At 64.0% G+C, this 13,622-nt stretch carries 15 protein-coding genes; 7 read left to right on the top strand and 8 right to left on the bottom strand.

Annotated elements, in window-relative coordinates:
- Positions 1 to 390: 390 nt before the first annotated feature.
- A complete protein-coding gene (locus G4223_RS17740) occupies positions 391 to 2,583 on the bottom strand; it encodes a L,D-transpeptidase family protein (RefSeq protein ID WP_163682474.1) in 2,193 nt (730 codons plus the stop codon).
- Positions 2,584 to 2,966: 383 nt separating this feature from the next.
- On the opposite strand from G4223_RS17740, the gene G4223_RS17745 reads away from it, so the two are divergent.
- Positions 2,967 to 3,248: a CopG family ribbon-helix-helix protein gene (locus tag G4223_RS17745; RefSeq protein ID WP_338086918.1), complete on the top strand. Its 282-nt coding sequence runs from the start codon at positions 2,967 to 2,969 to the stop codon at positions 3,246 to 3,248.
- The gene (locus G4223_RS17750; protein ID WP_163682476.1) at positions 3,236 to 3,526 is read left to right on the top strand and encodes a type II toxin-antitoxin system RelE/ParE family toxin; all 291 of its coding nucleotides are present in this window, start codon (positions 3,236 to 3,238) and stop codon (positions 3,524 to 3,526) included. The genes G4223_RS17745 and G4223_RS17750 overlap by 13 nt, the downstream gene beginning before the upstream one ends.
- Before the next feature lie 315 nt (positions 3,527 to 3,841).
- Here G4223_RS17750 and map read toward each other — a convergent pair whose 3' ends face one another.
- Genes map through G4223_RS17765 form a run of 3 tightly spaced genes read right to left on the bottom strand, consistent with a single transcriptional unit; the run spans position 3,842 to position 6,256 of the window.
- Positions 3,842 to 4,639, bottom strand: coding sequence for a type I methionyl aminopeptidase (gene map, locus G4223_RS17755; protein WP_163682478.1), 798 nt, complete (start codon positions 4,637 to 4,639; stop codon positions 3,842 to 3,844).
- A gap of 5 nt (positions 4,640 to 4,644) precedes the next feature.
- Complete coding sequence (gene sfsA / locus G4223_RS17760) at positions 4,645 to 5,358, bottom strand: DNA/RNA nuclease SfsA (protein ID WP_163682480.1); 714 nt, start codon at positions 5,356 to 5,358, stop codon at positions 4,645 to 4,647.
- A 4-nt stretch (positions 5,359 to 5,362) separates the two neighbouring features.
- Positions 5,363 to 6,256, bottom strand: coding sequence for a methyltransferase domain-containing protein (locus G4223_RS17765; RefSeq protein ID WP_163682482.1), 894 nt, complete (start codon positions 6,254 to 6,256; stop codon positions 5,363 to 5,365).
- Positions 6,257 to 6,301: 45 nt separating this feature from the next.
- Between G4223_RS17765 and G4223_RS17770 the strand changes: the two genes are divergently transcribed.
- Genes G4223_RS17770 through G4223_RS17780 form a run of 3 tightly spaced genes read left to right on the top strand, consistent with a single transcriptional unit; the run spans position 6,302 to position 8,168 of the window.
- Positions 6,302 to 7,036, top strand: a complete 735-nt coding sequence (locus G4223_RS17770) for a ComF family protein (protein ID WP_163682484.1) — start codon at positions 6,302 to 6,304, stop codon at positions 7,034 to 7,036.
- Positions 7,037 to 7,074: 38 nt separating this feature from the next.
- On the top strand, positions 7,075 to 7,338 hold the full coding sequence (gene grxC, locus G4223_RS17775) for a glutaredoxin 3 (protein WP_163682485.1): 264 nt from the start codon (positions 7,075 to 7,077) through the stop codon (positions 7,336 to 7,338).
- Positions 7,335 to 8,168 (top strand): carbon-nitrogen hydrolase family protein, encoded by an 834-nt coding sequence (locus G4223_RS17780; protein WP_163682487.1) that lies wholly within the window; start codon positions 7,335 to 7,337, stop codon positions 8,166 to 8,168. The genes grxC and G4223_RS17780 overlap by 4 nt, the downstream gene beginning before the upstream one ends.
- On the opposite strand, the gene G4223_RS17785 is transcribed toward G4223_RS17780, so the two are convergent.
- Positions 8,165 to 8,677: a class I SAM-dependent methyltransferase gene (locus G4223_RS17785; RefSeq protein ID WP_241004198.1), complete on the bottom strand. Its 513-nt coding sequence runs from the start codon at positions 8,675 to 8,677 to the stop codon at positions 8,165 to 8,167. The two genes, G4223_RS17780 and G4223_RS17785, sit on opposite strands and share 4 nt — an antisense overlap.
- Positions 8,678 to 8,741: 64 nt before the next feature.
- On the opposite strand from G4223_RS17785, the gene G4223_RS17790 reads away from it, so the two are divergent.
- The gene (locus G4223_RS17790) at positions 8,742 to 9,152 is read left to right on the top strand and encodes a DUF1178 family protein (RefSeq protein ID WP_163682491.1); all 411 of its coding nucleotides are present in this window, start codon (positions 8,742 to 8,744) and stop codon (positions 9,150 to 9,152) included.
- A gap of 76 nt (positions 9,153 to 9,228) precedes the next feature.
- Here the strand turns inward: G4223_RS17790 and G4223_RS17795 are convergent, their stop codons facing one another.
- Positions 9,229 to 10,431 (bottom strand): pyridoxal phosphate-dependent aminotransferase, encoded by a 1,203-nt coding sequence (locus G4223_RS17795; RefSeq protein ID WP_163682493.1) that lies wholly within the window; start codon positions 10,429 to 10,431, stop codon positions 9,229 to 9,231.
- A gap of 93 nt (positions 10,432 to 10,524) precedes the next feature.
- The gene (locus G4223_RS17800; RefSeq protein ID WP_163682598.1) at positions 10,525 to 11,334 is read right to left on the bottom strand and encodes a sigma-70 family RNA polymerase sigma factor; all 810 of its coding nucleotides are present in this window, start codon (positions 11,332 to 11,334) and stop codon (positions 10,525 to 10,527) included.
- 452 nt (positions 11,335 to 11,786) lie between these two features.
- Between G4223_RS17800 and G4223_RS17805 the strand changes: the two genes are divergently transcribed.
- A complete protein-coding gene (locus tag G4223_RS17805; protein WP_163682495.1) occupies positions 11,787 to 12,242 on the top strand; it encodes a phasin family protein in 456 nt (151 codons plus the stop codon).
- A gap of 179 nt (positions 12,243 to 12,421) precedes the next feature.
- Here G4223_RS17805 and G4223_RS17810 read toward each other — a convergent pair whose 3' ends face one another.
- Positions 12,422 to 13,612 carry a helix-turn-helix domain-containing protein gene (locus G4223_RS17810; RefSeq protein WP_338086919.1) on the bottom strand — a complete coding sequence of 397 codons (1,191 nt, stop codon included), beginning with the start codon at positions 13,610 to 13,612 and terminating at the stop codon, positions 12,422 to 12,424.
- Positions 13,613 to 13,622 lie beyond the last annotated feature (10 nt).

The raw sequence follows: 13,622 nt of genomic DNA on the forward strand, positions 1-13,622 counted from the left end.
AGAGCCGGATAATGCAAAAAAAAACAGATAGACCACAGCGGGAAGTAGCACCAGTCCTAGAAACACAAATCGCCGCGATCTGGAACGCCACATGATACCAGAAGACACTAACAAGAGCGCGCCAGGAACTGCGAAGGTTAAAAAATAGGTCAATTTTGTTTCATAATACCAACCGCAAGGCTCGCACGGAAAACGAAAATCCTTCAGACTCCCCAAATAGGGGTCAACCGACATGCTGAGCAATGCCAGCCCCGCTGCCGCATGGATCGCGACCCCGGCATATCGAGCTACTCCTTTCAACCATCTCATTTTGTTCTCAGTCGTTTGTGGTGCGGTCAGCAGCAGAGATTAAGTGACCGCACCACACCCGTTCAATTCGAATCTGGGCGTCTATTCTCGATGATAATCGACGCGGACCTTTACGTCCTTTCCCATGCCCTTGAAGTAGTTTGCAAAATCCTCCATCTGATCGGTGAGGTCGATACAGCCAGCAGAACCTGGCGTTTTGCCGCCGTGTACAGAGAAACCGCCACGCCCCTTGGTATCAGTCCCCTCTCCTGGCTCAAGCCAAATACGAGTCTTGCCCCAAGAATCTTCCAGGCCCGGCCAACTGCTGCCTCCAAAGCGCCCCTTCAAGCGCTCCCACTCGGAGAGCTTGTCGATGTTCTGCAACTGGTCCTGCCTCAAAACCCACTCACCTTCGGGCAGAGGACCTTTGTCCTTTTCCCCCTGATGTTCCGCTCCCTGATATCCCGGACGGCCTGAAACCGCCGGCCAACTCTTGACCACCTTGCCGTCTTCAATGGCCTTAAACTCCTTTCCGTCGAATTCAATGGTCACCGATGGATGAAGGTCGGGGGCTGGTTTCATCGGTCCGCCCGGAGCACCCGGCGGCGGGATCGGGCTGGGCTTCGCCACAGGGGGGATTGGCTGTGTGATGATCGGCCCGCCCTTTCCAGGCTCGGGTTTCCCTTGAACAGGCGGAGTGGTTTCCGGCGGAACCGGAGCCGGCTTGCTCTCTGTAGGCTGCGTGGCAGGCCGCGTCGGAGGAATTGGTTGCGGCTGAGGCGCCGGTTCGGGTTTTGGCAGCTCTGGGGCTGGAATCGGCGCCGGTTTGGGTGGGACCGGTTTTGGCGCGGTCTCCGGCTTTTTCTCCGCCTCCGCCGCCAACCCCGCCTTCTGCATCTGGGTGGCGAATTTGGCCGCCAGCCCGGGATTCTTCTCGCCCATGATCTCGTGCACGGCGGCGAGATAGGGCATGGCCTCGGCACGGTTGCGGCCGATCTCGCCCTGGAAGTGGGTGATGGCGTCGGCGTAATCGCCCTTGCCCAGCAGCGCGTCGGCCATGGTGCCCGCCGCCCAGCGGTCGGCGCCCTGGGCGGACCCGAACGGGGTCTTGGGCGCGGCGGCGATCTTCTCCTCTTCGGTGAGTTCGCGGAAACCCTCGCCCAAGGGGGCAAGGCGGTAGGGCAGAATCTCGCCGGTGGCCTTGTGCAATTCGCGGCGCAGATCCTCGGCCTTCGTTCCGTCGATCTTCTTGAACCGCGCCAGCAAATCGGCGACGTCACCGCGCCCCTGGTCGCCGTAATCGTCGATGGCGCGTTTCAGCATGCGCGCGGTCTGGCTGGGGTCGGAATCGCGTCCCAGCATTTCGGCATAGGCCTGGTTGCCGTCGATGCCGTCCTGGTTGATGGTGTGGTTGGGGAAAGGGGCCGGCTTACCCGCAGGCGACGACGTGGCTCCCGCCGGATCGACGGCATAGAGGACGCCCGGTATCCCTTCCCGGGGATTGCGGGGCGGAGGTGGCAGCGGAATGGTGGGCAGCCCCTGGCGCTTCAGTTCCTGATTCTTCTGGATGGCATCCCAGTTGTCCTGCACCCATTTCTTATACTCCGCCTGGTATTGATCCATCTGCTCTTGCGTCGGCCGGTGTTCGACAAAATGGTTGACGCCAAGGCCGGCCGGCGGCACCGGTTCACCGCCGGGAGGAACGGGCGACGGCAGACGCGGCTGTCCGGGGAACGGCTCCGGGTCCTCGCCGTCGCCGTCGCCATCGCCATCGCCGATGGCCTGCCACCATGCCGGCGGTTTCAGTGTCTTGGGATCGCCCGGATTGCGGCCGCCCACCTTGACTTCCCACGGGTCGCTGGGTTTGGCGCTTCCCTGCGGACCGGAACCGCCCAACAGGCTGCCGATCTTGCCGATGGTGGGACCGTTCGGCTTGAGGAAGCCGTCCACCTCCAGCCCCTTGTCCTTCTGGAAGCTGCGGATGGCCTCGTCCAGGTTGGAATTGTGCCAGCCGTTGGGGCCGTCATTGGTCAGCGGCTTGTAATAGCCGGCGTCGCCCAGGAGGGTTTCCACCTTGGCGACGTCGGGGCGGAAATTGTCGGCACCGCTGCGGCCGACGCTGCCGTGCAAGGTGAACGGGCTGGGGCCGAACAGGTCCTCGATCAGAGCGCCGTCCTTCCACGCCTTCTGGAAGGTGGGCATGGCGGGATCGTCCTCGGCCGAGGCGCCGGCCCCCAGCGACGCGGTCGGCCGTTTCGGTCGCGTGGTGAAGAAGGATTGGATGTCTTCGAACATCGGTCACGCTCCTTTCAAACAAGCACGAAAAAGCCCAGGGCCGTTGCCGGCGCCGGGCGGATTGCGGGCATGAAAAAGCCCGGACGGCGGAAACCGTTCGGGCGTGGCTGTGGGGTTGATGACCTCAAGATAGCAAAGTGGCGACCACCCCGTCAATCACGTTTTGTTCTTGCATGAGCGTTAGGCCGCAGCCCCGGCCGCCCGAAGAAGCGGGGAAGGTCCGGTAAGAGGAATTGGTACCGACCGATAGGGTGGCTGAAATGGGCGCGATGCGGAATGGGGCAAAAGGGCCGCCAAGCGGAAACCTTCGCCCCCGGCGACGTTGAAATCGGCCATAGGAAAGCGCTATAGTGCTCCAAGGTAACACCTAGGAGCACTGCATTGTGGCAGCATCCACGACAAGCCTGAAACTCGACGACGAGATAAAGGGCAAGGTGCAGAGGCTGGCTGTCGCTCAACGCCGTTCGCCGCACTGGATCATGCGCGAAGCCATCGCGCAATACGTTGAACGCGAGGAAAAGCGCGAACAGTTTCGCCAATCAGCCATCGCCGCCTGGAGCGATTATCAAACGACCGGCTTGCATATCACGGCCACCGAAGCCGATGCTTGGCTTGCCAAGCTTGAAGCAGGCGAGGACGTTGAGCCCCCTGAATGCCACGGCTGATCTGGTCGCCTCTGGCGGTACAGGACGTGGCACGGTTGCACGCGTTTCTACGGCCGAAAAGCCAAGCGGCCGCGTCTCGGGCGGTGCGGGCGATCCGCGACAGCGTGAAAATATTGGCGGCGCAGCCTGAAATCGGCCGACCCGTTGACGATATGGAGCCGCAATTCCGTGATTGGCTGATTGAGTTCGGCGATGGCGGCTACGTTGCGCGGTATCATTACGATGGGCGCGATGTTGTCGTTCTGACCGTGCGCCATACAAAGGAAGCTGGATTCTAAAGCTGTGATGGGCGTGCGGCATTTATAGCGCATCGACCTTGGGGCAAAAAATCTGAACCAACGTCTGCATTCGAGTGCCGGGATCCTGCTCTCGAGCGGCCGACATGGGCGCAAAGGGACCATTCGTTCGCGCCAATGCCCAAATACATGGCTGGCCGGGCCAAGCCCGGCCATGACGTTTATGGGCTCGAAGATTTCTTCGCAGGTTGAAAGCGTCAAAAAGCGAGAAGGCGCATCACTCTCGCAAGGCGCCCTCCACACTTATTGTAAACCCCTGGGCCAAACGGTCGGGGGCTTTGGCGATGTCGTGGTGTTTCAGGCCGACGGGAAGAACACGCCGCCCGGCGACAGGGTGAAAATCTCGCAGCCCTGGGCGGTGACGCCGATGGAATGCTCGAACTGCGCCGACAGGGATTTGTCCTTGGTGACCGCGGTCCAGCCATCCGACAAAATCTTGGTGTCGGCCTTGCCGGCGTTGACCATCGGCTCGATGGTGAAGAACATGCCTTCCTTCAGCACCAGACCATGGCCGGGGCGGCCGTAATGCATGACGTTGGGCGGTTCGTGGAAGATACGGCCCAGCCCATGGCCGCAGAAATCGCGCACCACGGAAAAACGCTGCTTCTCGACAAAGGATTGAATGGCCCAGCCGATGTCGCCCAAGGTGGCGCCGGGACGCACCACCTCGATGCCGCGCATCAAGGCCTCGTGCGTGACCTCGACCAGCCGCTTGGCCTTCACGCCGGGCTTTCCCACATAATACATGCGGCTGGAATCGCCGTGCCAGCCATCGACGATGGGGGTGACGTCGATGTTGACGATGTCGCCGTCCTCCAACTTCTTGTCGCTGGGGATGCCGTGGCACACCACGTGGTTGACCGAGGTGCAGATGGATTTCGGGTAGCCGCGATAGTTCAGCGGCGCCGAGATGCCGCCGCGTTCGGCGATGAACTCCGAACACAGCCGGTCCAACTCGCCGGTGGTGACGCCGGGCACCACGTGGGGGCCGATGAAGTCCAAGGTTTCCGCGGCCAAACGGCCGGCCTTGCGCATGCCTTCGAAATCTTCGAGACCATGCAGCGGGATGCGCCCCGCCTCGCGCTCACTTTCCATATGCCTCAGTTCCCAAGGCCGCCCAGGTCGATGGGCAGCCGTTCCTTGATGGTGATTCCGTCCAATGTCATGGAACAGGTATAGCAGATTGCCTCGACGCCGTCGCCCTTGGCTGCCCGCAGACCTTCGGCATAGGTCGGATCGATGTCAGCCGCCGGGCGGAACCCAATGCAATCCTCGCGCTGGACCAGATAAAGCATGACGGCACGGGCGCCCAACGCCACCTGGTCGCGCAGTTCCAACAGGTGCTTGGCCCCGCGTGCGGTGACGGCGTCGGGGAACTCCGCCCAATCTCCCCGTTTCAGGTGGACGTTCTTGACTTCAACGTAGCAAGGCGGCCGGTCGGGCGCTTCCAGCAACAGGTCGATCCGCGAATTGCGGCCGTACTTCACCTCGCGCCGCAGGGTGGCATAGCCGGCCAGTTCGGGAATTCTTCCCTCTGTCACGCCTTCGGCGGCGACCAGGTTGGGCCATGCGGTGTTGACGCCGACCAAGGCACCATCGACGCGGCACAATTCCCAGCTCCAGGCCAACTTGCGCGTCGGGCTGTTGGCCGGCGACAGCCACACCTCGATTCCCGGCGTGCTGGTGCCCAGCATGGCGCCGGAATTGGCCAGATGGGCGGTGACCTCCTGGCCGTCGTCAAGACGGATGTCGGCCAGGAAGCGTTTGTAGCGGCGGATCAGGGTGCCGTGCACCAGGGGATGGGCGAAACGCATGGGGTCAGTCGAAGCTGGGCTGGCACAATTCCTGAACCAGCGAGCGCTGGCCGGAACCGGGGGGCAATGGCTGCGGCTGGCTGGAATGCGGGGTCCAGGCGGTCATGGTCAGCACCTGGAAGGTGGCGGGAACGCGCCCGTCGCCGTCGCCGAATTGGGTGATATAGCGTTCCAGTCCGTGCAGAAGGGTGCGGCGCCGGGTCATGCCCTTGCGCTGCTCGGCGACGGCGTTGGCTTCGCCCATGCCGCGCAGGTCGGCCAACAGCCGCATGGGATCGCCATAGGAAACGTCGATGTCGTCGCAATCCACCACCGGCAGGGCGAAGCCGGCGCGTTGCAACAGCCCGCCCAGGTCGCGCAGGTCGGCGAAGGGCGAGACGCGGGGGCTCATGCCCCCTTCCTCGGCGATTTCGCCTTCGGCCAGCGATTGCCGCAGTTCCTTGAGCGTCTCGCCGCCCAGCATGGCGCCCAGGAACAAGCCGTCGGGTTTCAGGACCCGACGGATTTGCACCAAGGTTCCGGGCAGGTCGTTGACCCAATGTAGCGACAGGCACGAAATCACCAGATCGAAGCTGGCGTCGGCGAAAGGCAGCCATTCCTCGTCCGCCGCCAGGGTCGGGTGGCCGTTGGCGCGTGCACGCGCCGCCATGGCCGGACTGAGGTCGCATTGCACCAGCGTCTCGATGCCGCCCCGCCCGCCCAGGGTGTCGGCGATCTCGCCGGTGTGGCAGCCAAGGTCGAGGGCCAGCGGAAAGCGATGGGTGACGTCGCTCAGGCGGTCGGCCAAACGCTCCGCCACCTCGCGGACCAGGAAATCGTGGGCGGCGAAACGGTCGGCGGCACGGTCACGGCGCTTGCGCAGCAACGAGCGGTCGAAGATTCTGATGGGGTCGGGCATATAGGCTATATGGCATGGTCGGGTGGCCGGGGGGAAGATCGAATCATGCGGGGCAGGGTTCTGTTGCGGCGGATGGTGGACGCGGTGTTGCCGTGCCTGTCCTGCGGCGCGGTGGTCGCCGAACCGGGTAGCCTGTGCCCCGATTGCTGGGCCGGGATGGGTTTCCTGGCGCCGCCCTGGTGTCATGCCTGTGGTCGGCCGTTCGACGTCGATCCCGGCGGCGCCGCCGACCAGATGCTATGCGGTCCGTGTCTCGCCAAACCGCCACCTTGGGGACGGGCGCGGGCGGTGCTGCGGTACGACCAGTCGTCGAAGCCGTTGATCCTGCGGTTCAAGCATGCCGACCGGCTGGAAGGGGCGCCGGCCTTCGCCCGCTGGATGGCCCGTGCCGGCGCCGACCTTCTGGCCGATGCCGAGGTGCTGGTGCCGGTGCCGTTGCATCGCTGGCGGCTGTTGGCCCGGCGTTACAATCAATCGGCGGTTCTGGCGCTGGCGGTGGGACGGTTGAGCGGGCGGGCGGTAGTGCCCGACGCCCTGGTGCGCGTGCGCCGTACGGCGTCGCAAGGTCACATGGACCGGGAACAACGGTTGCGCAACGTGGCCGGCGCCTTTGCGGTGATGCCGGAAAGACAAGACCGGCTGGCCGGGCGCCGGGTGGTTCTGGTCGACGACGTCCTGACCACCGGGGCGACGGTGGGGGAATGTGCCCGCGTGCTGTTGGCGGCCGGGGCGGCGGGAGTGGACGTGCTGACGCTTGGGCGGGTGGTGTTTGGCGATTGAAACGCTATATTAAGGGCCATGTTCAACAGGAGCGTTCGATGGCCGATATCGAAATCTACACCACTCTGGTCTGTCCCTATTGCGTCCGCGCGAAGAGGCTGTTCGACAAGAAGGGCGTCACTTATCGGGAAATCGACGTGTCCCACGACGGCGGGCTGCGCGAGGCGATGACCGCGCGGGCCGGCGGCCGGCGTACCGTGCCGCAAATCTTCATCGACGGCGAACATGTCGGCGGCTGCGACGACCTTTACGCGCTCGACGCCCAAGGTGGCCTGGATTCCAAGCTGGGGGTGGACGCATGAACCCGACGTTCAAGGCGGCCTGTCTTCAGGTCAACGCCACCACCGACCTTCAGCACAATCTCGACACCGCCATGCGCTATGCGGTCGAGGCCCGCGCCGCCGGCGCCGAGCTGATCCTGATGCCGGAAAACGTGGCGATGATGGAATGGGGGCGCTCGAACATCGTGCTCAAGGCCATGCCCGAGGATGATCATCTGGCGCTCAAGGCCTTTCGCGAGTTGGCCAAGGAACTGAACTGCTACATCCATACCGGCACGCTGCATGTGCTGTTGGATGGCGGCATGGTCGCCAACCGGACCTATGTGTTGCGGCCCGATGGCGTGGCGGTCGCCAAGTACGACAAGATCCACATGTTCGACGTGGACCTTGGCTTGGGCGAGGTGTACCGCGAAAGCACCACCTTCCAGCCCGGCGACCGGGCGGTGGCGGCGCGGCTGCCGTGGGGCAAGCTGGGACTGTCGGTGTGTTACGACCTGCGCTTCCCGCACCTGTTCCGCGCCCTGGCCAAGGCCGGCTGCGATTTCCTGGCGGTGCCGGCGGCTTTCACCAAGGTTACCGGCAAGGCCCATTGGCATGTGCTGCTGCGGGCCCGCGCCATCGAGACCGGCTGTTACGTCTTCGCCCCTGCCCAATGCGGCACCCATGCCAACAACCGCGAAACCTATGGTCACGCCCTGATCGTTTCGCCGTGGGGGGAAATCCTGGCCGACGCGCTGGAACAGCCAGGGTGGATCATCGCCGACATCGACCCGCGCAAGGTGGCTGACGCCCGTAAGAAAATCCCCTGCCTGGACCACGACCGTCCCTTCGCCATGCCACCCAAGGATTAAGGCAAGGGAAAGGGACCTGGGCCGTTGACGGCGCAGAGGCGCTGGATGACGGCCCGGCCTTCCATGACGCCGTCTTCATAGGCCACCACCGTCAATCCCGCCGCCAGTTCCAGCAACTCGCCGCGTTTCAACAGGAAGTCGGGGCGGCTGGGGCGGCCAAAGGCTTGGTTGCCGTCGGCGAAGGTTTCGTAAAGCAGCACGCCGCCCGGCGCCAATGCCGCGCACAGCGCCGGGAACAACGGCCGCCACAGGTAATTGGCGACCACCACCGCGTCGAATTGCCGTGGTCCCAGCGGCCATGGCGTGCCGTCCTCAAGGTCGGCGGCGATCAGTTCGGCGCCGGGGGCTGTCGTGCGGCTCAGGTCGCGGTCGATTCCGGTGACGGTATGGCCGCATGCCAGGAAATACCGGCCATGCCGTCCACCGCCGCAGGCCACGTCGAGCACCGAGCCACGGGGGCGCACCAGGGGGGTGAAACGGGCGATCCAGGACGAGGCTTGGTCGGGCATGCGTGTCATCCGGTTGTCTTTGTCCGCCGCTTTCCTATAAAGGGGGGCGGGAAGGGTTCAGATCATGATCTTGTTCGAACTGCGCTGCGCGCGCGACCATCATTTCGAGGGCTGGTTCAAGGACGGCGCCGCCTATGACGCCCAGGCGGCGGCGGGCGAGATCGCCTGCCCGGTGTGCGGCGACACCCAGGTCTCCAAGGCGATCATGGCGCCGCGCCTGAACAAGGCCACCGGCCAAAGTCTGGACGCCCAGGGGGCGGCGCAGGAAATGCGCCGCATGCTGCTCGAACTGCGCCAGACGGTCGAACAGACTTGCGATTACGTGGGCGACAATTTCGCCGACGAGGCCCGCAAGATTCATTACGGCGACGTCGAGGAACGTCCCATCTATGGCGAGGCGTCGGCGGAACAGGCGAGCGAGCTCGAGGCGGAAGGAATCGCCGTCGCCCGTCTTCCCTGGCTCAGGGAAAACTGAGCGGAAAACACGGCCCTTCCAACAACAAACCCCGCCGCGATGCGACGGGGTTTGTCATTGTTCGGACGAAGAAAGCTTATTTCAGACCTTCGCAGAAACGCTTGATGCGCTCGGCGGCCTTGGTCAGCGCCGCATCCGAGGTGGCGTAGGAAATGCGGAAATAGGGCGACAGGCCAAAGGCCGCACCCTGGACCACGGCGACGCCCTCGTCCTCCAGCAGGTAGGTGACGAAGTCGGTGTCGTTCTTGATCACCTTGCCCTTGGCCGTGGTCTTGCCGATGGTGCCGGCACACGACGGATAGACGTAGAACGCGCCCTCGGGGGTGCGGCAGGTGATGCCGGGGCATTGGTTCAGCAGGCCGACGATCAGGTCGCGGCGACGCTTGAACACCTCGGCGTTCGTCGGGATGAAGTCCTGCGGACCGTTCAGGGCCTCGACGGCGGCGGCCTGCGACACCGACGAGGTGTGGGTCACCGACTGCGACTGGATCATGTTGATGGCCTTGATGATCGGCAGCGGACCGGCGGCATAGCCGACGCGCCAGCCGGTCATGGCATAGGCCTTGGACACGCCGTTCATGGTCAGCGTGCGGTCATAGAGCTTGGGCTCGACCTGGGCCGGGGTGGCGAACTTGAAGCCGTCATAGACCAGATGCTCGTACATGTCGTCCGACATGATCCACACATGCGGGTGCTTGAGCAGCACGTCGGTCAGGGCCTTGAGCTCGTCCCAGGTATAGGCGGCGCCGGTCGGGTTGGACGGCGAATTCAGCACCAGCCACTTGGTCTTGGGGGTGATGGCCTTTTCCAGATCGGCGGCTTGCAGCTTGAAGCCGTCTTCCTCCTTGCATTCCACGAACACCGGCACGCCGCCGAACATCAGGGCGATGTCGGGGTACGACACCCAATAGGGCGCCGGCACGATCACTTCGTCGCCGGGATTGATGGTGGCCATGAAGGCGTTGAAGATGGTGCCCTTGCCGCCGACGCCGACGGTGATCTGGTCGGGGGTGTAGTCCAGCCCGTTCTCGCGCTTGAGCTTCGCGGCGATGGCCTTGCGCAGCTCGGGCGTGCCGGCGGGGGCGACGTAGCGGGTCTTGCCCTCGTCGATGGCCTTCTTGCCGGCTTCGCGGATGTTGGCGGGGGTGTCGAAATCCGGCTCGCCCGCGCCCAGGCCGATGACGTCGTGCCCGGCGGCCTTAAGCTCGTTGGCTTTCTGGGTGACCGCGACGGTCGGCGACGGCTTGATGGCGGACAGACGGTCTGCGATGAGGGACATTTTATCTGGTCCTCGAAAGAGGTGTTGGCAATCAAGAGGGGGAAGGTACTTGCGCCGAACAGCCGTTTCAAGGGCCATGCGCGCAAACCAGACTTACGACGGGACCAGGGGCTGAAGCAGTACCCGAAGCTTGTCCAGCGCCTTTTTTTCCAGAACGCGGACACGTTCCTTGGAAAGCTGCATCTCCTTGGCCAGGCAATCCAGCGAGGGCTTGAGCTCGGAAAAATGACGGCGAACGATGATCAGCCGCTCGCGCGTGTCGAGCGCCGCCATCGCGGCGGCAATCGAACGGACGCGGGCGCGCCGTTCCGAACGCGCCAAGGCCACTTCCTCGGGATTGGGACCGGGATCGGGCAGGCGCTCCACCCAGGCGCCGTCGCCGGGCTCGGCCGCGTCCAGGGTCAGGTCGCGGCCGGTGACGCGCGCCGCCAGGGCCTTGACCTCGGCCAGTGGCGTCTTGAACCGCGCGGCCAACGCGGCGGCCCATTCCTCGGCCGGGGCGCCTTCCGCCAGACGTTTGCGCACCGCTAGGAACAGCGCCTTCTGCGCGTTGGTGGTGCCGACCCGCACCAAGGACCACGAGCGCACCATGTGGTCTTGCATGGCGGCGCGAATCCACCACATGGCGTAGGTGGAAAAGCGGTTGTCGTGGGCGTCGGGATCGAATTTGCGCGCCGCCAGCGACAATCCGACCATGCCTTCCTGGATCAGGTCGGCCATGGCCACCCCCGAGGCACGATAGCGTTGCGCCAGTTTCAGCACGAAACGAAAATGGCTTGCCATCAGACGCTCGGTGGCGGAACCGTCGCCGCAACAGGCACGTCGGGCTAGTTCCCGTTCTTCCTCCTGCGAAAGCATGGGGGCCTGATGGGCCAAGGTGTGAAAGCGCCAGGAAAGCGTCATCCGGTTCCATCTCTGGGGCACGCGGCGCCGCCCCCCTTGGCGGTGCGAACGTCCCTATTTTGTTTTATTCGAAAATCGCGCGGACGCCAATTGTCGTCGCGTGATTTTTCCTGAGGGGCGATCCTTGATTTTGCAGGAAGCGTCTTGGGGATTGCCCCCCCCTTTGAAGCAGTCGTTGTGCGCCGGGCAATTTTACAGAATCAAGAAATTTAGCGATCGGCCACATGGGGCGTATTTATACGGAATATCCGGCAACGATCCTTGAGACCTTTATTTCGCATGGACATGGCTTTGGTGTCGAAACCCTGCGCCATACCGAACCCTGCCAAGCGATGTAGGCTGTCTCCGACTTTTGGATTACGTTGCGACGCACACAAGCGGTTGACGCGATACGCAGCCCGGATTATGTTTGCTGCGCCGCAATAACAGCCCCCGGTTGGAGGAAGACCCCTATGGCCACCAAGCAGCAGGCGGAACAATTCTTCGATTTCGATATCAGCAAGTTCGATATCAGCAAGTACCTCGGTGATTTCAAGGTGCCCGGCGTGGACGTCGACACCCTGGTCAGCAGCCAGCGCAAGAACATCGATGCCCTGACCCAGGCCAACAAGCTGGCCTATGAGGGTTTCCAGGCCGTGATCAAGCGTCAGGCCGAAATCCTGCGCCAGACCGTGGACGAGATCGCCCAGGCCACCAAGGACATCGCCGAGCCCGGCAATCCCCAGGAAAAGGCCGCCAAGCAGGCCGAACTGGCCAAGGACGCCTTCGAGCGTTCGCTGGCCAACCTGCGCGAACTGTCCGAAATGGTCGCCAAGGCCAATTCCGAGGCTTTCGATCTGCTGAACAAGCGTTTCACCCAGAACCTGGACGAAGTGCGCGACGCCTTCGCCAAGCTGGGCAAGAAGTAAGCCTTTTCCTTCGGGACAAGGTGAAGGCGGCCCCATCCGACGGGCGGCCTCCGGTTATCGCAGAAGCCCTCGCCTTTTTGGCGGGGGCTTTTCGATTCACGCCCCTTGCCGAAGGGAAGGTAAAAGAAACCCCGCCACGAAGGACGGGGTTCGCTTTGTACTGAATGTGCCGATGGCCTTCAGTTCGATCCCAACAGCTTTTCCGGGTCCAGCTTGATGTCGCGGCGGACTTGGCCGGAACTGCCGAGCGATGGCGCCGCCTTGCCGTCCACCAGGACTTCCAGCGCCCCGGCGTTGCCGACCATCAAGGTCAGGCCAGGGCGGTTGGGGACGACATAGCTGTCGCCCTTGCGCAACAGGCGCGACAACAGCAACTGGCCGTCCATCTCGCGGACCTGGACCCAGCAATCGTCGGTGGCGGCCTTGAGCTGGACGCGGGAATCGGTGTGTTCCTGGCCGATGACCTTGCCCTCTGCCGCCGGGGCCGGTTCGGCGGCCGGAGGCGGAGGCTCGACGACGGCGGCGGAGGCCGGCTGTGTCGCTGCCGGAGGCGGTGTTGGTGTCGCTGCCGGAGGCGGCGTCGGTATCGCCGGAGGAGTGGCGGCCATCGGCTTGGGCTGCTCCACCTTGCCGGCCTCAAGCTTGCCGATGTCGGCGGAGGGAGCATTGGACGGGGTGGCGGCGACCGGGGCGGATTGCTGCGCCTTGGTGTCGTCTTCCTCGGTCGGGGGCACCACTTCGCCATCCTTGGCCGCATTTCCCGCCGTGGGGGTGGCCGGATCCGGCTGGTCCTTGTCCGCGGTCTCTTCCGGCTTGGCTTCGGCGGCGGGGGATTCCTCGGCCTTGGCGTCCTCGACCGGCTTGGCGGTGTCGCCGGTAACGGTGGCCGGGCGGTTCAAGGCGCTGGCCAATCGGTCGGGCAGGGGCGGCACCATCTCGGCCACGTCGGGGCCGGACGACGACAGGAAATACCACGCGCCATAGGCCACGCCGGCCAGAAGCAACCCGAGGAACAGCACCGCGCCGCCGGGAATGCGTCCTTCGGACACCGGCGAGGGGAATACCAGTTCGGAACGGGGATTGAGGTCGCCGGCTGCTTCCGCCCGGAAGCGGCGGACCATTTCTTCGCCGTCGAGGTTCAGGAACTCGGCATAAGTGCGCAAGAAGCCGATGGCATAGGCACCACCCGGCAAGTCCTTGTGGCGTCCCTCTTCAAGCGCCTCCAGAAAGGGCTGGCGGATGCGCAATTGCTGGGCGACCTCGCCCAGGCCCTTGCCGGTCAGCTCGCGGGCGGTCTTGAGACTTTGCCCGACGGCGACGGTGGGGACACCTTGCGCCAAATTCACGTTGTCTTGCGTGTTGCTCGCCACGTTCAACGAC

Source organism: Magnetospirillum aberrantis SpK (assembly GCF_011022235.1).
GTDB lineage: Bacteria > Pseudomonadota > Alphaproteobacteria > Rhodospirillales > Magnetospirillaceae > Magnetospirillum > Magnetospirillum aberrantis.